The sequence below is a fragment of the Stutzerimonas kunmingensis genome, from assembly GCF_032106285.1.
Taxonomy (GTDB): Bacteria; Pseudomonadota; Gammaproteobacteria; order Pseudomonadales; family Pseudomonadaceae; genus Stutzerimonas; species Stutzerimonas kunmingensis_B.
On record NZ_DAMCPO010000011.1, the window covers coordinates 126272 to 146767 of the forward strand.

19 protein-coding genes are annotated in these 20496 nt (G+C 63.8%); 7 read left to right on the top strand and 12 right to left on the bottom strand.

Annotated features, from left to right (window positions below; translation table 11 throughout):
• Window position 1: 1 nt before the first annotated feature.
• Window positions 2–796, bottom strand: a complete 795-nt coding sequence (cysE, locus tag RT582_RS11150) for a serine O-acetyltransferase (protein ID WP_044315452.1) — start codon at window positions 794–796, stop codon at window positions 2–4.
• Between the two features lie 157 nt (window positions 797–953).
• On the opposite strand from cysE, the gene RT582_RS11155 reads away from it, so the two are divergent.
• Window positions 954–2102: a pyridoxal phosphate-dependent aminotransferase gene (locus RT582_RS11155; protein WP_044315453.1), complete on the top strand. Its 1149-nt coding sequence runs from the start codon at window positions 954–956 to the stop codon at window positions 2100–2102.
• Complete coding sequence (locus tag RT582_RS11160; protein WP_023446539.1) at window positions 2090–2884, top strand: amidohydrolase; 795 nt, start codon at window positions 2090–2092, stop codon at window positions 2882–2884. The genes RT582_RS11155 and RT582_RS11160 overlap by 13 nt, the downstream gene beginning before the upstream one ends.
• A 122-nt stretch (window positions 2885–3006) precedes the next feature.
• On the opposite strand, the gene RT582_RS11165 is transcribed toward RT582_RS11160, so the two are convergent.
• From RT582_RS11165 to leuA, 6 genes are all read right to left on the bottom strand, one after another.
• Window positions 3007–3384 (bottom strand): DUF2784 domain-containing protein, encoded by a 378-nt coding sequence (locus tag RT582_RS11165; RefSeq protein ID WP_044315454.1) that lies wholly within the window; start codon window positions 3382–3384, stop codon window positions 3007–3009.
• Between the two features lie 4 nt (window positions 3385–3388).
• The gene (locus RT582_RS11170) at window positions 3389–4015 is read right to left on the bottom strand and encodes a DUF2238 domain-containing protein (RefSeq protein ID WP_042928285.1); all 627 of its coding nucleotides are present in this window, start codon (window positions 4013–4015) and stop codon (window positions 3389–3391) included.
• An 82-nt stretch (window positions 4016–4097) separates the two neighbouring features.
• Window positions 4098–4829, bottom strand: coding sequence for an endonuclease (locus RT582_RS11175; RefSeq protein WP_044315455.1), 732 nt, complete (start codon window positions 4827–4829; stop codon window positions 4098–4100).
• Between the two features lie 99 nt (window positions 4830–4928).
• A complete protein-coding gene (locus tag RT582_RS11180; RefSeq protein ID WP_044315456.1) occupies window positions 4929–5786 on the bottom strand; it encodes a carboxylate/amino acid/amine transporter in 858 nt (285 codons plus the stop codon).
• 89 nt (window positions 5787–5875) lie between these two features.
• The gene (locus tag RT582_RS11185; RefSeq protein ID WP_023446535.1) at window positions 5876–6931 is read right to left on the bottom strand and encodes an NAD(P)-dependent alcohol dehydrogenase; all 1056 of its coding nucleotides are present in this window, start codon (window positions 6929–6931) and stop codon (window positions 5876–5878) included.
• Between the two features lie 301 nt (window positions 6932–7232).
• Entirely contained in the window at window positions 7233–8903 is a 1671-nt protein-coding gene (leuA, locus tag RT582_RS11190; RefSeq protein WP_313477414.1) for a 2-isopropylmalate synthase, read from the bottom strand.
• Window positions 8904–9211: 308 nt separating this feature from the next.
• On the opposite strand from leuA, the gene RT582_RS11195 reads away from it, so the two are divergent.
• Window positions 9212–9565 (top strand): DUF2946 domain-containing protein, encoded by a 354-nt coding sequence (locus tag RT582_RS11195; protein ID WP_125898151.1) that lies wholly within the window; start codon window positions 9212–9214, stop codon window positions 9563–9565.
• A gap of 53 nt (window positions 9566–9618) precedes the next feature.
• On the top strand, window positions 9619–11814 hold the full coding sequence (locus RT582_RS11200; protein WP_125898152.1) for a TonB-dependent copper receptor: 2196 nt from the start codon (window positions 9619–9621) through the stop codon (window positions 11812–11814).
• A gap of 165 nt (window positions 11815–11979) precedes the next feature.
• On the opposite strand, the gene RT582_RS11205 is transcribed toward RT582_RS11200, so the two are convergent.
• The 4 genes from RT582_RS11205 to xseA form a co-directional block, all read right to left on the bottom strand.
• Window positions 11980–13269 (bottom strand): mechanosensitive ion channel family protein, encoded by a 1290-nt coding sequence (locus tag RT582_RS11205; protein WP_090523457.1) that lies wholly within the window; start codon window positions 13267–13269, stop codon window positions 11980–11982.
• Window positions 13270–13347: 78 nt separating this feature from the next.
• Window positions 13348–13890, bottom strand: coding sequence for a hydrolase (locus RT582_RS11210; protein ID WP_046620499.1), 543 nt, complete (start codon window positions 13888–13890; stop codon window positions 13348–13350).
• Between the two features lie 19 nt (window positions 13891–13909).
• Window positions 13910–14734 (bottom strand): M23 family metallopeptidase, encoded by an 825-nt coding sequence (locus tag RT582_RS11215; protein WP_090523459.1) that lies wholly within the window; start codon window positions 14732–14734, stop codon window positions 13910–13912.
• 80 nt (window positions 14735–14814) lie between these two features.
• The gene (xseA, locus tag RT582_RS11220) at window positions 14815–16191 is read right to left on the bottom strand and encodes an exodeoxyribonuclease VII large subunit (protein ID WP_090523462.1); all 1377 of its coding nucleotides are present in this window, start codon (window positions 16189–16191) and stop codon (window positions 14815–14817) included.
• 130 nt (window positions 16192–16321) lie between these two features.
• Here xseA and RT582_RS11225 point away from each other — a divergent pair, with 130 nt between their 5' ends.
• The 3 genes from RT582_RS11225 to guaA all read left to right on the top strand — a co-directional run bounded on the left by RT582_RS11225 (window position 16322) and on the right by guaA (window position 20160).
• Window positions 16322–16873, top strand: coding sequence for a hypothetical protein (locus RT582_RS11225; RefSeq protein ID WP_046620509.1), 552 nt, complete (start codon window positions 16322–16324; stop codon window positions 16871–16873).
• A 126-nt stretch (window positions 16874–16999) separates the two neighbouring features.
• Window positions 17000–18469: an IMP dehydrogenase gene (gene guaB, locus RT582_RS11230; protein ID WP_014819490.1), complete on the top strand. Its 1470-nt coding sequence runs from the start codon at window positions 17000–17002 to the stop codon at window positions 18467–18469.
• A 110-nt stretch (window positions 18470–18579) separates the two neighbouring features.
• Window positions 18580–20160 carry a glutamine-hydrolyzing GMP synthase gene (gene guaA / locus RT582_RS11235; protein ID WP_042928273.1) on the top strand — a complete coding sequence of 527 codons (1581 nt, stop codon included), beginning with the start codon at window positions 18580–18582 and terminating at the stop codon, window positions 20158–20160.
• 81 nt (window positions 20161–20241) lie between these two features.
• Here the strand turns inward: guaA and RT582_RS11240 are convergent.
• A partial coding sequence (locus tag RT582_RS11240) for a hypothetical protein (RefSeq protein ID WP_313477419.1) occupies window positions 20242–20496 on the bottom strand: 255 nt, incomplete at its 5' end.

Sequence of the window (20496 nt, forward strand, 5' to 3'; positions counted from 1 at the left end):
CTCAGCGATCTCCGTCGAACGACTGGTCCATATCCAGGGCCGGTCGTGCGTGGCGCGGCGTGCCGACCTGACGAGCCGGATTGCCAACCACCGTGGTATGCGGCGCAACGGGATGCAGCACGATGCTGCCGGCGCCAACCTTGGCGCCTTCGCCAATCTCGATGTTCCCGAGAATCTTCGCTCCAGCGCCGATCATCACGCCGCTGCGCACCTTCGGATGGCGGTCGCCGCCTTCCTTGCCCGTACCGCCCAGGGTAACGCCCTGCAGGATCGATACGTCATCGCCCACCACAGCGGTTTCGCCGATGACGATGCCGGTTCCGTGATCGAGCATGATGCCACTGCCGATGCGGCTGGCCGGGTTGATGTCGATGCCCAGGCGTTCATTGCTGCGTGCCTGGATGAACATTGCCAGCAGGCGTTCGCCCCGTTCATGCAAGTGGTGCCCGACACGATAGGCCTGTAACGCCAGATAACCCTTGGAGAACAGGAACACTTCCAGCGCGGTGTCGAACGCCGGGTCGCGGCTGACGATTGCCTGCAGGTCAGAGCACGCCACCTCGGCGAGCGCTGCGGCCTGTTGGTGAATGCCAGCGAAACGATCAGTCAGCGTACGGCTCTGCTCGCTGCTTTCCGCCAGCGCATGGCCAATGCGCTGGGCAAGCGCGCAGCCGAAATCGGGATGGTCGAGGATAGCCCGCTGGAATAGCGTGGCCAGGGTCGGCTCCGCATCCAGCGCGTGAAGCGCCTGGGCGCGTAGCTCGTTCCACAGCGTGCTGACTGAATGACTGGGCATGCGAGGTTCCTTATATCGATACGCGAGGGTGCTCGTTCGCTGCACTGTAGCAGCCCGATGGCAGGCGCCGTGCACCCTCGTATCGTGCATCGCTGTTCGGCTATCCTGTTTGCCTTCCTGCCGAACCCCCGTGCGGCAGGCTTGTCGGAAGGCTGACATGCTCATCAGTAAACTGCCCAACGTTGGCACGACCATCTTCACCACCATGTCCCAGCTGGCCGCGGACGCCGGTGCGCTGAATCTCTCCCAGGGCTTTCCCGATTTCGATGGCCCCGACGCGCTGCGCGAGGCACTGGCCCGCCACGTCATGGCGGGACACAACCAGTACGCACCGATGACCGGATTGCCGGCGCTGCGTGAGCAGGTCGCGGTGAAGGTAGCCGGGCTGTACGGACGGAAAGTGGATGCCGCCACCGAGGTCACGATTACCCCGGGTGCTACCCAGGCGATCTTCTGTGCGATCCAGGCAGTGATCCGGCCGGGTGACGAGGTCATCGTCTTCGATCCGTGCTATGACAGCTACGAGCCATCGGTGCAGCTGGCTGGTGGCGTCTGCATTCACCAGCAACTGAGCCTGCCGGATTTCCATATCGATTGGCAGCGCCTGGCCGATGCCATTACCCCGCGCACGCGGATGATCGTGCTGAATACGCCGCACAACCCCAGCGGTGCATTGATCGATGCTGATGATCTCGAACGTCTGGCGGCGCTGATCCGCGAGCGTGACATCTATCTGCTCAGCGACGAGGTCTACGAGCATCTTGTGTTCGACGGCCGCGAGCATGCCAGCGTGCTGCGCCACGATGAGCTCTATCAGCGCGCATTCGTCGTCAGCTCTTTCGGCAAGACCTACCATGTCACCGGCTGGAAGACTGGATACGTGGTGGCGCCGCCTGCACTCAGCAGCGAGCTGCGCAAGGTGCACCAGTACGTCAGTTTCACCGGTGTCACGCCGCTGCAGTGGGCGTTGGCCGATTTCATGGCCGAGCATCCCGAGCACATCAGCGAGCTACCGGCGTTCTATCAGGCCAAGCGCGATCTATTCTGTGACCTGCTGGCGGGCTCGCGCTTCAGCTTTACCCGTGCCACCGGAACCTACTTCCAGCTCGCCGACTATTCGGCTATCCGTCCTGATCTGGATGACGTCGCCATGGCTGAGTGGCTGACCCGCGAGCACGGGGTTGCGAGCATTCCGATTTCGGTTTTCTACCAGAGCCCCCCGGCCGATCTGAGGCTGGTGCGCTTCTGCTTCGCCAAACGAGAGGAGACGCTGCGTCAGGCGGCGGAAAGACTATGCGCGATCTGAACAATCTGCCCGACCTCGAACTGGCGCTGGTGCAAACCAGCCTGATCTGGCAGGACGCTGCGGCCAACCGCGAGCGCTTCGCCGTACTGCTGGATCAGGCCAGCGGTGCGGACCTGATCGTCCTGCCGGAGATGTTCACCACCGGTTTTTCCATGGATTCGGCCGCGCTGGCCGAGCCGGAAGAGGGGCGGACCTACGCCTGGCTGCGCGCTCAGGCCGCGCGACTGGATACGGTGATCACCGGCAGCGTGATCATCGAGGCGGCCGACGGCAGTCACCGCAACCGACTGCTCTGGGCGCGCCCGGATGGTGAGGTGCTGCACTACGACAAGCGTCATCTGTTCCGCATGGCGGGTGAGCACAAGCACTACACACCTGGGCAGCAGCAGGCGCTGTTCGAGGTGAACGGTTGGCGCGTGCGCCCGCTGATCTGCTACGACCTGCGCTTCCCGGTGTGGAGCCGCGATCCACACGGCACCGACCTGCTGCTCTATACGGCGAACTGGCCAGCCGCGCGCCGCGATGCCTGGAATCGCCTGCTGCCGGCTCGGGCCATCGAGAATCTGTGCTATGTCGCGGCGGTCAACCGGGTCGGCGAAGACGGCAAGGGCTATCCCTATAGTGGCGACAGCCAGGTGCTCGACTTCAAGGGTGACACGCTGCTGAACGGCGAAGAGCGTGATGCCGTGTTGCGCTGCACGCTGCGCTCACGCGATCTGGCGGCGTTCCGCGAGCGCTTCCCGGCCTACCACGATGGCGATCAGTTCGAGCTCAAACCCTAGGCCCGGACCTCGGGCGATAGCCTGCTGCACTAAGGCGAGGCAGCGAGGTGCTGCGCTAACGGCGGGGAGCGTGAACGGCTGTTGTGGGGAGGCGCCCACCCTGGCGGCCGGGCACCCGCTGGTTAGTGCGTTGTGCTGTGGCGCCGTCGACGCCACAACAGCCAGCCATAGATCAGCAGATTGACCAGCAGCACTATTGCCGCCAGCACATATTGCACCGGTATGCTCAGCCAGGCCGGGTAGATCAATGGCAGCAGGTAGTGCTCGATAAAGCCCGCCTCATACCCCGCGTCACCCGCCAGCCGTCGCAGCAGATTCTCCCAGTACGTCAGCGGACACGGCCTCCCGGTCAGCTCGACGAAAACGCCCCAGACGATCGCCGGAATGTGCAGCAACACGAAGCCGCGTTTCCATGCGACCAGCAAGCCGCCAAACAGCACGAAGAGAATGAACCCGAGGTGCAGGAGCAACACGGTGTCCGCGCCAACTCGATAGAGCATTGGGCTACGCCGTCGCGTCTGCGCGACTCATGCCGCGAATCTGACGATCCTGCAGGCGCGCCATGAGGGTGACGGACAGGAGAGCGCCGAGCAGTGCCATGAACATGTCCGATTGGGTATCCCATGGATCGCCCTGGGTGCCGAGAAAATCCTCCGCGCCCTGGCCGGCGATGAGCGCCACCCACCACTCGATCAGCTCATAGAAGGCGCTGAAGGCCAACGCGACACAAAGTGCGAGAAAGCCGAGCATCTTTCCTGGCGCGACGAAGCGCAGGCGGAGCAGGATCTCCCGTGCCAGCAGCGCGGGCGTCACACCCTGAATGAAATGGCCGAGCTTGTCATAGGGATTGCGGCTGAGGTCGAACCATTCCTGCACCCAGAATCCCGGTGGTACCCGCGCGTAGGTGTAGGTGCCGCCGAGGATCAGGATCAGCGCATGAACGGCGATCACCACGTAGAGCAGTCGCGTCAGCGGCAGGCGCTGGTGGCTCCACAGCAGCAAGGGCGCAGCGATCAGTACCGGAGCGACTTCCAGCAACCAGGTGGCACGGTCATACGGAGCGATCGCGGAGCAAGCCAGCGCCAGCAGCACTACCAACCCCAGCGTTGAATAGAGTGTTCTGTCCTGCATCGAGTTAGCCGTCGTGATCGATCCAGCCGGCAGCATGCCGGGGAGCCAGTCGGCCTGCAACCGGACGCAGGGTCAGGGCGCTTCAACCCTGGCGGGCGGGCGCCGCTGCCGAGCGGGAGATCGAACGTTTGCAGCGCCGCAGGTCGACGACACCGACATAGGCATTGGCATTGCCCTGCACGCAGGCGATGCGCTGGTTGCGCGTGCGCTCCCATTCGCTGACCGGATGCTGGCGGTTCCAGATGTCGTACAGGCGCCGGTCCTGTTTCGACAGGCGCAGTTTGTAGCGCTCGCTCATGTACAGATAGGTGCGGGCGATGGCACCGCGGCTGTACTCGGGTGGCATGGCCGTGCGCTGCTTGAAGTTCACCACGAAGGGACAGGCACCGTACTGGCTGGGCTTTTCGTTGAGCATGCCGAAGCCGAAGTTGCTGCGGTCGCCGTTCACCTCGCCGACCACCGGAACCAGGTTGTGCAGGTCGGCCTCGGCCAGGCTGAAGATGGGGTCTTTGGCGGTGCACTGCTTGCGCCCGCCCTGTTGCCAGCACTGACGCTGATGGCCGATGACCCAGGCCGGGACGACGTGCTCCCACTCCACCCGTTGAGCGCGCTTGGGTTGCTTGCGCGGGACATAGCCGCAGCTGCGCAGGTCGATGCGATTGCCCTTGAAGCTGCAGCCGCAGTAGAAGTCCACCGGTCGGTCGGCATAGAGCGTCCAGGCGACCTTCTTCGCTTCGCGGAAGGTGCGAGGCGCATCGGCGTAAGTGTTGGTGCAGTAGAACAGAGCAAGCAGAAAGAGACTGAGGCGGCGCATGGAATTCTCGACAACTGAACGAGTGTCGCATCCATGCGCGGGCCGGCATCTTACCTTTCGTTTAAGTAAAAGTAATAAAAAACAATAACTTGCATGATGTCACCAGGCCTTCATGCGGCCCAGGCGGTTGATCTGCAGAGAGGCGAGAATGATCGCGCCGCCGACGGCGAGCAGTATCAGGTTGGTCGTGGTGCCCCAGAACAGCAGGTTGAGCAGCAGACCCACCGGCACCGCCATGTTGTTCATCACCGCCAGGGTTCCGGCATCCACCAGCGTCGCGCCCTTGTTCCAGTAGAACTGGCCCAGCGCGGCGGCCAGCACGCCCATCCAGATCAGTACGGACCACTGCGTCGTGGTAGTCGGCAGTTTCTCGACGTTACCGAACAGCAGCCAGGCCGGCAGCACGATCAGTAGTGCGCCGAGGAAGAAGTAGCCGAAGCGGCGATGCAACGGCACGTCAGAGGGGTAACGCTGCGCCAGATGCTTGTAGAACACTTGGCCGGCGGCGAAGGTGAAGTTGGCCAGTTGCATGAGCAGGAAGCCGCCGAGAAAATCACCGGAAACCCCGTCGTAACGGATGAGCCCGGCGCCGAACACCGCGACGGCTGCCGCGACCAGCGCCCAGGGGTTGAAGCGACGGTTGAGCGCGTCGTCGATCAGCGTCACGTGCAGCGGCGTGAGCACGGTGAACAGCAGTACTTCGGCGACCGTCAGCACGTTGAAACTCATGTACAGGCAGAGATACGTCACGCCGAACTGCAGCGCGCCGACCAGGGTCACGCCGGCGATGAAGCCGGGGGCGACACCGCGCCAGCGGGTTAGCGGCAGGAACACCAGGCCGGCGAGAATCACTCGGGTCAGCACTGCGAAATAGCTGTCCACCTGGCCGGCCAGGTAGACGCCGATCAGGTTGAAGGAAAAGGCCCAGAGCAGGGTGACGAAGATCAGATAGCGCATACCGCCTCCACGACGAAGGCCGGCGACCTTAGCGGCTGCGCATGAAAGAGGGAAGGGCTGGCGCGCCCGCAGGCTCGCCAGCCGAGCGGTCAGGCCGCTTTCAGGGTGGCCATGTCGATGACGAAGCGGTACTTCACGTCGCTCTTGAGCATGCGCTCGTAGGCTTCGTTGATGTCCTGCATGCGGATCATCTCGATGTCCGAGACGATGCCGTGCTCGGCGCAGAAGTCGAGCATCTCCTGGGTTTCGGCGATGCCGCCGATCAGCGAGCCGGCGATGCGGCGGCGCTTGAAGATCAGGCCGAACACGCTGGGCGACGGGTGCGGCGAAGCCGGTGCGCCGACCAGCGTCATCGTGGCGTCGCGCTTGAGCAGATTCACGAACGCATCGAGGTTGTGCGGCGCGGCAACGGTGTTGAGAATGAAGTCGAAGCTGTTGACGTGCGCAGCCATCTCCTCCTTGTTCTTCGACACCACCACTTCCGACGCGCCGAGGCGCAGCGCATCTTCCCGCTTGTCCGGCGAGGTGGTGAACAGCACGACCTTTGCACCCATGGCGTTGGCGATCTTCACCGCCATATGGCCAAGACCGCCGAGGCCAACTACACCGACCTTCTGCCCCGGGCCGACCTTCCACTGGCGCAGCGGCGAATAGGTGGTGATGCCCGCGCAAAGCAGCGGCGCGACGGCGGCGAGGTTGTCGGTGTGGTTGATGCGTAGCACGTACTTTTCGTCCACCACGATGTTGTCGGAATAGCCGCCAAGGGTGTTCTCGCCACCGCCGAAGGCTGGACCGTTGTAGGTGCCGACGAAGCCGTTCTCGCAATACTGCTCCAGCCCCTCGCCACAGGAGGAGCAGCTGCGGCAGCTGTCGACCAGGCAGCCGACGCCGGCGATATCGCCCGCCTTGAACTTGCTGACGTTCGCGCCGACCGCGCTCACGCGGCCGACGATCTCGTGGCCGGGCACGGATGGATACAGCGTGTTGTTCCACTCATTGCGTGCGGTATGCAGGTCCGAATGGCAGACGCCGCAGAAGAGAATCTCGATCCGTACATCGTTAGGCCCAACTTCGCGGCGCGAAAACGAGTAGGGGGCGAGCGGGGCGCTCGGGTCGAGGGCGGCGTAACCGATGCTGTTGCTCATGACGGCTCCTTTGTTCGTTCGGGATTTGCAGAGGCCAAGCCTAATGGCACCGGAAACAGGAGCGTTTGCACAATCCTGCCGATGGCTGACGTGTTTCTGCCGAATTGCCGGGGCTTGGCTGGCTGAGTTGGGAGGGTATTGGGAGGCGAACAGTTCAGTCGTTCACCGCTGCTGGTCGCGACCGGCGACGCGTGGCGGTGCTGTAGCAAGGTGCCGGCGCCATCAGTGATGGCGCCGGCGGGACGAGCTTGCCGGCGTGGCACTCAGGAATGGCGAGCCCGATGGGCTTCGCCGCAGGGGCTCAGGCGGCCTGCTCCCGCGCCTCTCGCAAGGCCCGGTTCATGGCACTGAACAGCGCACGGATGCTGGCGGTGGTGATGTTTTCGTCGATGCCGATACCGTGCAGCGGGCGCTCGCCGTCCAGGCGTACCTCGATATAAGCAGCGGCCTTGGCGTTGCTGCCGGCGCCGATGGAATGCTCGTGGTAGTCCATGATCTCCAGCTTCACTGGCAACGCGGCGACCAGCGCTTCCAGCGGCCCCTTGCCGATGCCGCGCCAGTGAGCGATCTCGCCATCGGTCGCGACTTCCACATCCACCGCACTGGTGCCGTTCTCTTCCTGCAGACGATGGCCCTTGAGCGTGTACGGCGCGGTGGCCTGCAGGTACTCGGCTTCCAGCAGCGCGTAGATCTGTTTGGCACTCATCTCCAGGCCCAGGCGGTCGGTTTCCTGCTGCACCACCTGGCTGAACTCGATCTGCATGCGCCGCGGCAGGCTGATGCCGTATTCCTGCTCGAGCAGGAAGGTGATGCCGCCCTTGCCGGACTGGCTGTTGACGCGAATCACCGCCTCGTAGCTGCGGCCGATGTCGGCCGGGTCGATTGGCAGATACGGCACCTCCCAGACGCCTTCCGGGTCCTGCAGGGAAAAGCCCTTGCGGATCGCATCCTGGTGCGAGCCGGAGAACGCGGTATGCACCAGATCACCGACATAGGGATGGCGCGGGTGTACCGGCAACTGGTTGCATTCCTCGACCACCTTGCGCACGGCGTCGATGTCGGAGAAGTCCAGTTGCGGGTCGATGCCCTGGGTGTACATGTTCAGCGCCACGGTGACCAGGTCGACGTTGCCGGTGCGCTCGCCATTGCCGAACAGGCAGCCTTCGACGCGATCAGCGCCGGCCATCAGGCCCAGCTCGGTGGCGGCCACGCCGGTGCCGCGGTCGTTGTGGGTGTGCAGGCTGACCAGCACGCTGTCGCGACGGTCGACGTGGCGGCAGAACCACTCGATCTGGTCGGCGTAGATATTGGGCGTGGCGGCTTCCACCGTGGCCGGCAGGTTGAGGATCAGCTTCTGCTCGGGCGTCGGCTGGAACACCTCGATCACCGCGTTGCAGACTTCGACGACGAACTCCGGCTCGGTGGAACTGAAGATCTCCGGCGAGTACTCGAACCGCCAGGCGGTTTCCGGGTTCTGCGCAGCCAGGCGCTTGATGATCTGTGCCGCGTTGACCGCGATGTTCACCACGCCGGCCTTGTCCTGATTGAAGACGATGCGGCGGAAACTCGGCGCGGTGGCGTTGTAGTAGTGGACGATGGCCTGCTTGGCGCCCTTCAGCGACTCGAAGGTGCGGGTGATCAAGTCTTCGCGCGCCTGGGTCAGCACCTGGATGGTGACGTCGTCAGGAATGTGCCTGCCTTTGATCAGCTCGCGGACGAAGTCGAAGTCGGTCTGCGAAGCAGAGGGGAAGCCGACCTCGATTTCCTTGATGCCGACCTGCACCAGTGTCTTGAAGAAACGCATCTTCTTCGCGGCATCCATTGGCTCGATCAGCGACTGATTGCCGTCGCGCAGATCCGAGCTCAGCCAGATCGGTGCCTGGGTGATGGCCTGCGACGGCCAGGTGCGATCCGGGATGTCGATGGCCGGAAAGGCGCGATATTTTTTCGATGGGTTCTTGAGCATGGTCATGGTGTTTCCCCAGGTAAAGCTCGAGCTAGCAACTTGTCTGCCCATTACGGGCAGTGGTTTATGGTGCAAAGCTATTGCTTCATGGTTGGGTCTTGCAAGTCGCGATAGAAAATTGATGGTTTATTGCTGTATTCAGACCTTGTGGGTGATTTGTGCTGGTTGGCAGGTAAAAAGAGAAGATTGATTGCTCGACTCTGTTGCGGCCTCATGTCGCAGCGGCCGGGGCGAAAAGGCTGTGCGATCATCCCGCCACTTCATAGGGTCATGTCACGAAGGACACGCCGGTGACACGCAAACGGTATTCGACAATGAGCATTTGGCTTGGCCTGTTCGCCATGCTGATGATCCATGTCGGCCCGTTGTATTCGGCAGTCCAGGCCGCCCAGGCCAGTGCGCAGCATCATCACCATGCCGAGCATGAGCCAACCGCTCACGGTCATCACGGCCAGGCACGTGCGGGCGATCCCGCCTGGCTGGCAGCGCTCGAACTCTGCGGCTACTGCGAGCTGTTGACGGTCAATCCGCCGCTCAGCCTGTCCGTCGATCTGGTGCTGCCTAGCCACGCGCCGGCTTACTTCCACCCACTTCCCGAGCAGCCGCAGGCTCCTGCGCTGCGACGCAGCAGCGGCCATCCCCGCGCCCCACCGCATCTCCACTGCTGACCGCAACCAGCCGCCTCGTTGCGGCCTAATCACATGCAGAAGTGGAAGTTCTTATGTCCAGCATTACTCATGGCTGTACGGCGCGAGCGCGCCTGTCTGAGCGTTTTTCGATTCAACCATCCCGCCTGCGTTGGCAGTTCGCCCATGCCGCGCTGCTGGGAATGCTCGCCAGTGGCGCACTGGCCGCGGAGGCTGAGCATGCCGGCCATGCGGAGCACGCCGAAGCCGTTGAACTGGCGCCGATGGTCATTACCGGCGTCGGCCAGCAGTCCCCACTGACCGTGGTGACCGACCCCAAGATTCCCCGTCAGCCGATGCCGGCCAGCGACGGTGCCGACTACCTGAAGACCATTCCCGGCTTTTCCGCCGTGCGTAACGGCGGCGTCAACGGCGATCCGGTGTTCCGCGGCATGTTCGGCTCGCGCCTGAAACTGCTCTCCAACGGCGGCGAAATGCTCGGCGCCTGCCCGAATCGCATGGATTCGCCGAGCTCGTACATCAGCCCGGACACCTTCGACAAGCTCACGGTCATCAAAGGGCCGCAGAGCGTGCTCTGGGGGCCAGGTGCCTCGGCCGCCACCGTGCTCTTCGAGCGCGAGCCGGAGCAGTTCAGTGAGCCGGATTATCGCCTCAACGGCAGCTTGCTGACCGCCTCCAACGGTCGCTTCGACCGCAACCTGGACGCCGCCGCCGGCAACAGTCAGGGCTATGCGCGGCTGATGGCCAACAGCTCCCAGGCTGACGATTACGCCGATGGCAACGGCGATACCGTGCCGTCGCGTTACGACAAGTGGAACACCGACATCGCCCTGGGCTGGACGCCGGATGCGGACACCCTGGTCGAGCTGACCGCCGGCCGCGGCGATGGCTACGCACGCTATGCCGGGCGCGGGATGGACGGCAGCCAGTTCCAGCGTGAGAGCCTGGGGCTGCGCTTCGAGAAGACCAATCTCGGCGAGACCTTCTACGGGCTGGAGGCGCAGGTCTACTACAACTACGCCGACCACATCATGGACAACTACAGCCTGCGCGATTTCGTGCCGTCGATGATGATGCCCAACCCGACGCTGTCGCGGGTCGACCGACGTACGCTGGGTGGCCGGCTGGTCGGCACCTGGCAATGGACGGATGTCGAGCTCAAGGCCGGGGTCGATGCCCAGCGTAGCGAGCACCGCAAGGTCATGAACCCGGCCGGCGCCGCCAACCAGATGGTCACCGCTGCGGGAAGCGACGTACTGCCCTGGGTGCCGGACGCGATGTTGCACAGCTACGGCGTCTTCGGCGAGCTGACCTGGCAGCTCAGCGAGCGCGAGAAGCTCATCAGCGGCCTGCGTCTGGACCTGCACGAAGCGACCGACGAGCGCGAGTTCTTCCGCAGTCATGACGCTTCGAGCATGCCCATCGTTTCCCGCAACTGGGACAACCCTACTGCCGGTGAAACGCGTCGCGACACGCTCTACAGCGGCTTCGTGCGCTATGAGGAGGAGCTCGTCAGCCTGCCGGCGACCTGGTATGCAGGCCTCGGCCATGCCGAGCGTTTTCCCGACTACTGGGAGCTATTCGTCTCCAATCCAGGGCCGGTCGGCACGGTGCAGCCCTTCGACTCGGTGCGGCCTGAGAAGACCACGCAGCTGGACGTCGGCCTGCAGTACGCCAAGGGACCGCTGGAGGCCTGGGTTTCCGCCTATGCCGGCCTGGTCGAGGATTACATTCTGTTCAGCTATGTGCCCGGCGTAATGCCCGGCATGCTTCGCGCCGAGGTCAGCAACATCGACGCTACCATCGCTGGAGCCGAGATGGGCGCCAGCTACCGTTTCACCAGCAACTGGAAGGGTGATGCGAGCCTGGCCTATGCCTGGGGCAAGAACCGCAGCGACGATCGTGCCATGCCGCAGATCCCGCCACTGGAAGGACGTCTGGGCCTGACCTACGAGCGAGACAACTGGAGCACCAGTGGCCTCTGGCGCGTGGTCGCCTCGCAGGGTCGGGTTGCCGAGAATCAGGGCACCGTGGTCGGCAAGGACTTCGACGAGAGCGCCGGCTTCGGCGTGCTGGCGGTCAACGGCGCCTACCGGCTGAACAAGAACTTCAAGCTCAGTGCGGGCGTCGACAACCTGCTGGACAAGGCCTACAGCGAGCATCTCAATCTAGCCGGCAGTGCGGGCTTCGCCGATTACGGCCTTGAGCCCACCAGCCGAGTCAACGAACCGGGCCGCACCTACTGGGCGCGGGTCGACATGAGCTTCTAACGAGACAACGGCGGTAAAGGAGCGAGGGTTCGCCTCGCTCCGGACGTAGGTTGGCGCTGAGGCGCGGGGCGTGCTGGAGCGGCTCGCGGCGCTGGCATCAGGGATGACGCATGGGCAGCGCTCAAGGCGGTTTCAGCGGCTTCGTGCCTCAGCGCCAACCTACGATTAACTTCTTTCCTCGGCCGGATGTCCTTCCGGTTGCAGCAATGCCGGCGCGCCCGGCTGGCGCAGTGAATCGCGCCAATCGCGTACATCGCCGCCGCTTGGGTGCTGGAATACCCGTAGACCGAATTCCGGCAGGATCGCCAGCAGGTGGTCGAAGATGTCCGACTGGATGGCTTCGTACTGCGTCCACGCCACCGTATTGGTGAAGCAGTAGATTTCCAGTGGCAGGCCGTCCGCAGTCGGGCTCAGCTGGCGCACCATCAGCGTCATGTTCTGGTGCACGCCGGGGTGGGCGCGCAGATAGCGCTCGACATAGGCGCGGAAGGTCCCGAGATTGGTCACCCTGCGGGTGTTGACCGGCTCCTGCCCACGCTCGGCGAGCTTGGCGTTCCACTCGTCGATCTCCTTGCGCTTGTTGACCAGGTAATCCTCCAGCAGGCTAAAGCGATACAGCCGCTTGCGCTCGTCGGCATCGAGAAAATGCACGCTCTGCTGATCCAGATACAGGCTGCGCTTGATGCGCCGGCCGCCGCTTTCCTGCATGCCGCGCCAGTTCTTGAACGAATCCGAGATAAAGCGCTTGGTCGGGATGCTGGTGATGGTCTTGTCCCAGTTCTGCACCTTGACGGTATGCAGCGCGATATCGATCACGTCGCCGTCGGCATTGAGCTGCGGCATTTCCACCCAGTCGCCGACGCGGATCAGGTCGTTGGAGGTGATCTGTACGCTGGCCACCAGCGAAAGCAGGGTGTCCTGGAAGATCAGCATCAGCACCGCCGCCATGGCACCGAGGCCGGAGAGCAGGATCAGCGGCGAACGGTCGATCAGAGTGGCGATGATGAGGATGGTGGCGATCGCGTAGATGACGATCTTCACCACCTGCAGATAGCCCTTGATCGGGTGCAGGCGCGCGTCCGGTCGGCGCTGGTAGACCACGTTGATGATGTCGAGCACCGCGCCGAGCGCCAGCGCGATGGTCAGCACGATGAAGCCGCCGCAGACGTTCTGTACCACGGTCACCGCGGCTTCCGGCAGGCCCGGTACGGTCGTCACGCCAAGCGACAGCACCAGTGCGGGGACGATGTTCGACAGCCGCTTGATGATGCCGAAATCCTGCAGTTCGCCATCGCGGGTGTGGCGCAGTAAACGGTAAAGGCCACGCACCAGGATGCGCTTGACGATCCAGTTGGACAGCCAGGCGGCGAAGATCAGCGTGGCACTGGCGAGCAGCGTCTGCAGTTCGGGGTGGGCTCTGAGCCAGTCCAGCCAGCCGGCCAGATCGTCAGACATGTGAATCTCCATTGAGAGGTGAGGGCGCGGCCTTGGCAAATTGCCTTGGCCGCTGCCCGGCTTGTCGGTGTGGCTTGGTCAGCGGATAAATTCGCGGCTGATACTCTTGAACAGTTCGGTGCCGGCGCGTTCCATCCATTCGAAGGCAACCATCTCCCGCGAGACGATCACCGCGCCGGCCTGGCGCATGCGCTCCAAGGCCAGCGCCTTGTCGCTGGCCCGCCGCGAGCTGACGCCTTCTTCGACGACGAAGACTTCGTTGCCACGGGCGCGCAGGTCCAGCACCGTCTGCAGCACGCACACGTGAGTCTCGCAGCCGCAGATGACGAACTGCCGGCGTTCGCCACCCGGGCGCTGGAACAGTTCGCCGTCGCCGGCCGCGGAAAAATGCAGCTTCTCGACAATGGCGGTCTCGTCGACGTTGTCACGCAGAGCCGAAATCGTGTGGCCGAGGCCCTTGCTGTACTGCTCGGTCAGCAGCACCGGCACACCGACTCGCTGCGCCACCTGTTGCAGCCAGGCGGTGTGCTCGGCCATGGCTGCATTGTCGAGGATCACCGGAAACAGGCGTTCCTGGATGTCGATGATCAGCAGGGTGGAATCCGTTGCCTTGATACGCATCGCAGTGCTTCCTCGTGGTTCAGGGTTTGTAGGCGCCGATGAAGATGGCCGGGTCGACACGGGCATCGTTCAGGCTCACGTTCCAGTGCAGGTGCGGGCCGGTGGCACGCCCGGTCGCGCCGACCTTGCCGAGCACCTGGCCACGCGCCAGTTGGTCGCCGACTTTCACGCCAATTTCGGAGAGATGGCAGAACATGCTGATCAGCCCCTGGCCGTGGTCGACGAAAACGGTCTTGCCGTTGAAGAAGTAGTCACCGGTGAGTATGACCTTGCCGGCCGCCGGTGCCTTGATCGGCGTGCCGCTCTTGGCGGCGAAATCCAGGCCCGAGTGCGGGTTACGTTCCTCGCCGTTGAAGAAACGGCGCAGGCCGAACGGCGACGACAGCGGGCCGTCCACCGGGCGATCGAACAACAGATTGCTTGGCTGGTTGGCGCTGAACTGCCGGTAGGCGCGGGTCTGTTCGTCCAGTTCGCGCTCGATGCGCTTGAGGTCTGCCGGATTGGGATTGACCTGGCGCTGGTTCTTCAGCGTGATGTGCTGCGCTCGATAGTCGCGGCTCTCGACCTGGAAGGCTTGGGGACGGCCATCGATCTCCAGCTGCTGCGCGCCCGGCTTCACCGACAGCGGGATGCCGACGATGGCGATCCAGCGTTTGCCATCCTCACGCACCACCAGGGTTGGCTTGCCCTGATAGCGAGCCTGCGGTGCGCTAACGTCGTCACCTAGCTCGATCACGGCAACGCCGCCGGGCACAGGCTTGTTCAGCAGACGGGTGATGAAGCCCTCGGCATGGGCGCAAAGGGGAAGGGCGAGGCACAACAGCAGGGCGAGAAGGCGTGGCATGAAAGGATCCGCTGGAATAAACGGCCCATCCTCGCGTAAAGCTGCGCTGGGGAAAAGGCTGGCCATCTGGCGACCGCCGGTCAGAGCAGCGGCAGCGTGACCGGTGCCAGATGATTGTCTTCCACCCGCACCTCCAATTCGCCCTCGCCGAGCCTGGCCTTGAGGCGCTGGCCAGGTTGCGTCTGGCTGGCGCTGCGGATCGCCTGGCCGCGCTCGTCGAGCAGAATGCTGTAGCCGCGGCTGAGTGTGGCCAGCGGGCTGACCACATTAAGTGTCTGGGCGAGGCCCTGTAGCTGTTGCCGGCGGCCTTTCAGGTTGGCCTGCATCGCTCGCGGCAGACGCGAGGAGAGGTGTTCGAGTCGCTGCAGCAACAGATTCAGCGAACGCCCCGGGTGTTGCGCGGCCAGGCGTGTTGCCAGGCGGGCCAGACGCTCCCGGCCGCTGCACAGGCGGCGGTCGACGGCGCGCAGCAGGCGCTGCTCGAGGTCGTCGATGCGCTGGGCCTGGTGCTGCAGCCGTTCGCCGGGGTGGCGCAGGCGGCGGGTCAGGCCTTCCAGTCGCATGGCGTCACGGTGCAGACGATCACGCATGCGCAGCACCAGACGCTGTTGCAGCCCGCTCAGCCGGTGTTGCAGGTCGGCGCTGCTGGGTGCCAGCAGCTCGGCAGCCGCGGATGGCGTTGGCGCGCGGACGTCGGCGACGAAGTCGGCGATCGAGACATCGGTTTCGTGGCCCACGGCGCTGACAATCGGCGTGACACAGGCATCCACCGCGCGCGCCACCGCTTCTTCGTTGAAGCACCAGAGGTCCTCCAGCGAGCCGCCGCCGCGAGCCAGAATCAGCGCATCGAAGCCCTGGGCATCGGCCAGTTGCAGTGCGTGGACAATCTGCGCGGTGGCTTCGCGACCTTGCACGGCGGTGGGGATCAGCGTCAGCTCGACTTGCGGCGCGCGGCGTTTGAACACCGAGATGATGTCGCGGATCACCGCGCCGGTCGGCGAGCTGACGATGCCAATGCGTCGCGGGTGGGCGGGCAGGGCGGCCTTGCGTTCGGCCGCGAACAGACCTTCGGCGCTGAGCTTTTCCTTGAGTGCCTCGAAGGCCAGGCGCAAAGCGCCGTCACCGGCCGGCTCCAGCGTATCGAGAATCAGCTGGTAGTCGCCGCGTCCCTCGAACAGCGAGACCTTGCCGCGTACCCGCACCGCCAGGCCGTCGCGCAGGGCCTGGCGAACCCGCGCCGCGTTCTGCCGGAACAGCGCACAGCGCACCTGGGCGTTCTTGTCCTTGAGGGTGAAATAGATGTGGCCGGAAGCCGGGCGGGCGAGGTTTGAAATCTCGCCTTCGACCCAGACCTGGGCGAACACGTCCTCGAGCAACAGGCGGGCGCGACCGTTGAGCTGACTGACGGTCAGCACTTCGCGATCGAGATTGAGACGCTGGAAGGGATCTTTGAGCATGGCGGCGATGATAAGCCGGGCGCGGCCAGGCGCAAACCGAAACTGCTTCGCCTCCGTCCAGCGGGCCTTGACCGGCCAACGGGTGGCGCTAAGCTGCGCGGCCTTTCTTCATCTCCCGTTCCGAGCCGCCATGAGCCACAGTCAAGCGATCATCGTGCCGCGCATTTCCACATTCCCAGCGCACGAAGCCAAGGCGCGGATGATTCTGCGCTGGCTGGCCGAGCGGCGCATCGTCGAGGCGCTGCCGACCACCTGCGGTCGCGGCGTTGGCGGCATGGGCTACGCTATCGCTTCCGGCGCGCGCAGTGTCGTGCAGCATCCGGATCGCATGCCTTTTGGCGAAGCCATCAACGGCCTTGAAGTGGTGACCAAGCGCTGCATCTACACGCCAACACGGGATTTCGCCGAGGAGGCAGGCTGCCCCGAATGCCGTCGCGAGATTGGCGAGGCGTTGTTTGAAAGCCTCGACGAGTGGATGCCTAAGCAGACCGACAATTTCACCTGTCCGGAATGTGGCTTCGAAGACGACATCAACGGCTTCCTGTTCATTCCGGCGTGCGGCTTTTCCAATCTCGGCTTTATCTTCAATGGCTGGGGCGAGGCCGGCCTTCGCCAGTCGTTTCTCGATGAATTCGCCGAACGCCTGGGCTTCAAGGTGGCGCTGGTGATTGATCGGCCGTGACCGGTCGGTCATTTCGGCGATGCCGCGCATTTCGCCGTGCGCGACGCGCCTCACATCCGCATTGAGCGTGAAGGGGTGCGTGGGTATAATGCCGCGCTTCCTTTTTCCCGCCTGGGAGCCCCCGCCATGCTGCGTATCAGCCAAGAAGCCCTGACTTTCGATGATGTTCTCCTGATCCCGGGATATTCCGAGGTTTTGCCGAAGGATGTCAGCCTGAAGACCCGTCTGACCCGCGAAATCGAGCTGAACATTCCGCTGGTTTCCGCGGCCATGGACACCGTCACCGAAGCGCGCCTGGCCATTGCCATGGCTCAGGAAGGCGGCATCGGCATCATCCACAAGAACATGAGCATCGAGCAGCAGGCTGCCGAGGTGCGCAAGGTCAAGCGTCACGAGACCGCCATCGTTCACGATCCGGTCACCGTCACGCCGGAAACCAAGATCAGCGAGCTGCTGCGCAAGGCGCATGAACTGGGTTTCTCCGGCTTTCCGGTAGTGTCTGGCAAGGAGCTGGTCGGCATCGTCACTGGTCGAGACCTGCGCTTCACACCCAATGCCGGCGACTCCGTCGCGGCGATCATGACGCCCAAGGACAAGCTGGTCACCGTGCTCGAAGGCACCGCCCTGGAAGAAATCAAGACCGAGCTCTACAAGCACCGCATCGAGAAGATGCTCGTGGTAGACGGCAATTTCCACCTGCGCGGCCTGGTCACCTTCCGCGACATCGAGAAAGCCAAGACCTACCCGCTGGCCTCCAAGGACAGCCAGGGTCGTCTGCGCGTCGGCGCAGCGGTCGGTACCGGCGCCGATACCGGTGAGCGCGTCGAAGCGCTGGCCGCTGCCGGTGTCGACGTGGTGGTGGTGGACACCGCTCACGGTCACTCCCGCGGCGTGATCGACCGCGTGCGCTGGGTGAAGGAGAATTTCCCGCAGGTGCAGGTGATCGGCGGCAACATCGCCACCGCCGAAGCCGCGCTGGACTTGGTCAAGGCCGGCGCCGACGCGGTCAAGGTCGGTATCGGCCCGGGCTCGATCTGCACCACCCGTATCGTTGCCGGCGTCGGCGTACCGCAGATCTCTGCCATCGCCAACGTCTCCGCCGCGCTGGAAGGCACCGGCGTGCCGATGATCGCCGACGGTGGCATCCGCTTCTCCGGTGACCTGTCCAAGGCCATCGTCGCCGGCGCCAACGCCGTGATGATGGGTTCGATGTTCGCCGGTACCGAAGAAGCGCCGGGCGAGATCGAGCTGTTCCAGGGCCGTTCCTACAAGGCTTACCGCGGCATGGGTTCGCTGGGAGCCATGTCCCAGGCGCAGGGCTCCTCGGATCGCTACTTCCAGGATTCCGCCGCCGGTGCCGAGAAGCTGGTGCCGGAAGGTATCGAAGGCCGCGTACCGTACAAGGGCTCGCTGGCTGCGATCATCCATCAGCTGATGGGCGGCCTGCGTGCTTCCATGGGATATACCGGCAGCGCCACCGTCGACGAGATGCGCAGCAAGCCGCAGTTCGTGCGCATCACCGGTGCCGGCATGGCCGAGTCGCACGTGCATGACGTGCAGATCACCAAGGAAGCCCCGAATTACCGAGTGGGTTGATCCGCTCAGCTAGACAGGCGCCGGAAGCTGGCAGCGGGAGCGGGGAGAAATCCTGGCTTCGGCTTCCAGCTTCCGGCTTTCAGCTTCAGGCTCTTTCCGAAGGAAAGCTCATGGCTCACCAAGACATTCACGCCCACCGCATCCTGATCCTCGACTTCGGTTCCCAGTACACCCAGCTGATCGCCCGCCGCGTGCGCGAGATCGGCGTGTATTGCGAGCTGCATCCGTGGGACATGAGCGAGGACGACATCCGTGCCTTCGCGCCACGCGGCATCATTCTCGCCGGCGGCCCGGAGTCGGTTCACGAGGCAGGCAGCCCGCGCGCGCCGCAGGCCGTGTTCGATCTCGGTGTGCCGCTGTTCGGCATCTGCTACGGCATGCAGACCATGTCCGAGCAGCTGGGTGGCAAGGTGCAGGGCTCCGATGTTCGCGAGTTCGGCTATGCCCGCGTCGATCTGGTCGGCAAGTCGAAGCTGTTCGACGGCATCGAAGACCACATGGATGACGACGGTGTGTTCGGCCTCGACGTGTGGATGAGCCACGGCGACAAGGTGACCACGCTGCCAGAAGGTTTCCATATCCTCGCCAGCACGCCGAGCTGCCCGATCGCAGCCATGGGTGACGACGACCGCCGTTACTACGGCGTGCAGTTCCATCCGGAAGTGACTCACACCCGCCAGGGCGGCCGCATCCTTTCCCGTTTCATTCTCGACATCTGTGGCTGCGAAGCGCTGTGGACGCCGTCCAACATCGTCGAAGACGCCATCGCCCAGGTGCGTGCCCAGGTCGGTGATGCCAACGTGCTGCTCGGCCTTTCCGGCGGTGTCGATTCGTCGGTGGTCGCGGCGCTGCTGCACAAGGCGATCGGCGATCAGCTGACCTGCGTGTTCGTCGACAACGGCCTGCTGCGCCTGCACGAGGGTGACCAGGTGATGGCCATGTTCGCCGAGAACATGGGCGTCAAGGTGATCCGTGCCGACGCCGAAGCGCAGTTCCTTGGCAACCTCGAAGGCGAGGCGGACCCGGAGAAGAAGCGCAAGATCATCGGCCGTACCTTTATCGACGTGTTCGATGCCGAAGCCAGCAAGCTGGACAACATCCAGTTCCTTGCCCAGGGCACCATCTATCCCGACGTGATCGAGTCGGCCGGCGCCAAGAGCGGCAAGGCCCATGTGATCAAGTCGCACCACAACGTCGGCGGCCTGCCGGAGGAAATGAACCTCAAGCTGGTCGAGCCGCTGCGTGAGCTGTTCAAGGACGAGGTACGCAAGATCGGCCTGGAGCTCGGCCTGCCCTACGACATGGTCTACCGTCACCCGTTCCCGGGCCCGGGTCTGGGTGTGCGCATCCTCGGCGAAGTGAAGAAGGAATATGCCGACCTGCTGCGTCGCGCGGATCACATCTTCATCGAAGAGCTGCGCAACTTCGACTGGTACCACAAGACCAGCCAGGCCTTCGTGGTGTTCCAGCCGGTGAAATCGGTCGGTGTGGTCGGCGACGGCCGCCGCTACGCCTGGGTCGTCGCGCTGCGCGCGGTGGAAACCATCGACTTCATGACCGCACGTTGGGCGCACCTGCCTTATGAGTTGCTGGAAAAGGTGTCCAACCGCATCATCAACGAAATCGAAGGCATCTCCCGCGTGACCTACGATGTGTCGAGCAAGCCGCCGGCCACCATCGAGTGGGAGTGAAATCAGGTTCTTCGGGGACTATCGGTACCTATCGATATGATGCTGTAACGTATTGATTTAGAAGAAAATACGTCACGGCATCTATCGGTGGCTATCGCCGGGCAGCGGAACGCACTGGCGGTAAGGGTGACGGTAGGAACCGGAGGTCGGATTAAGACTCTCCCGTTTACTATCGAGACCAAACTGGTCTTTGACGGTAAATCTCTCCTTGGGAAAGCTTGCGCCATGCGGCTTTCCCGGCATCAGCAGGTCTCCTGGCCCTTGACGGTAAAAGCCGTCATTGTTGCCGCTGACCGAAAACTGACCCAGTAGAGGCTGTTCTGCCGACTGAAAACT

Excerpts from the sequence above, each read along its gene's own strand:
- cysE (WP_044315452.1), bottom strand. The coding sequence starts at position 796 with ATGCCCAGTCATTCAGTCAGCACGCTGTGGAACGAGCTACGCGCCCAG.
- RT582_RS11155 (WP_044315453.1), top strand. The coding sequence starts at position 954 with ATGCTCATCAGTAAACTGCCCAACGTTGGCACGACCATCTTCACCACC.
- RT582_RS11160 (WP_023446539.1), top strand. The coding sequence starts at position 2,090 with ATGCGCGATCTGAACAATCTGCCCGACCTCGAACTGGCGCTGGTGCAA.
- RT582_RS11165 (WP_044315454.1), bottom strand. The coding sequence starts at position 3,384 with ATGCTCTATCGAGTTGGCGCGGACACCGTGTTGCTCCTGCACCTCGGG.
- RT582_RS11170 (WP_042928285.1), bottom strand. The coding sequence starts at position 4,015 with ATGCAGGACAGAACACTCTATTCAACGCTGGGGTTGGTAGTGCTGCTG.
- RT582_RS11175 (WP_044315455.1), bottom strand. The coding sequence starts at position 4,829 with ATGCGCCGCCTCAGTCTCTTTCTGCTTGCTCTGTTCTACTGCACCAAC.
- RT582_RS11180 (WP_044315456.1), bottom strand. The coding sequence starts at position 5,786 with ATGCGCTATCTGATCTTCGTCACCCTGCTCTGGGCCTTTTCCTTCAAC.
- RT582_RS11185 (WP_023446535.1), bottom strand. The coding sequence starts at position 6,931 with ATGAGCAACAGCATCGGTTACGCCGCCCTCGACCCGAGCGCCCCGCTC.
- leuA (WP_313477414.1), bottom strand. The coding sequence starts at position 8,903 with ATGACCATGCTCAAGAACCCATCGAAAAAATATCGCGCCTTTCCGGCC.
- RT582_RS11195 (WP_125898151.1), top strand. The coding sequence starts at position 9,212 with ATGAGCATTTGGCTTGGCCTGTTCGCCATGCTGATGATCCATGTCGGC.
- RT582_RS11200 (WP_125898152.1), top strand. The coding sequence starts at position 9,619 with ATGTCCAGCATTACTCATGGCTGTACGGCGCGAGCGCGCCTGTCTGAG.
- RT582_RS11205 (WP_090523457.1), bottom strand. The coding sequence starts at position 13,269 with ATGTCTGACGATCTGGCCGGCTGGCTGGACTGGCTCAGAGCCCACCCC.
- RT582_RS11210 (WP_046620499.1), bottom strand. The coding sequence starts at position 13,890 with ATGCGTATCAAGGCAACGGATTCCACCCTGCTGATCATCGACATCCAG.
- RT582_RS11215 (WP_090523459.1), bottom strand. The coding sequence starts at position 14,734 with ATGCCACGCCTTCTCGCCCTGCTGTTGTGCCTCGCCCTTCCCCTTTGC.
- xseA (WP_090523462.1), bottom strand. The coding sequence starts at position 16,191 with ATGCTCAAAGATCCCTTCCAGCGTCTCAATCTCGATCGCGAAGTGCTG.
- RT582_RS11225 (WP_046620509.1), top strand. The coding sequence starts at position 16,322 with ATGAGCCACAGTCAAGCGATCATCGTGCCGCGCATTTCCACATTCCCA.
- guaB (WP_014819490.1), top strand. The coding sequence starts at position 17,000 with ATGCTGCGTATCAGCCAAGAAGCCCTGACTTTCGATGATGTTCTCCTG.
- guaA (WP_042928273.1), top strand. The coding sequence starts at position 18,580 with ATGGCTCACCAAGACATTCACGCCCACCGCATCCTGATCCTCGACTTC.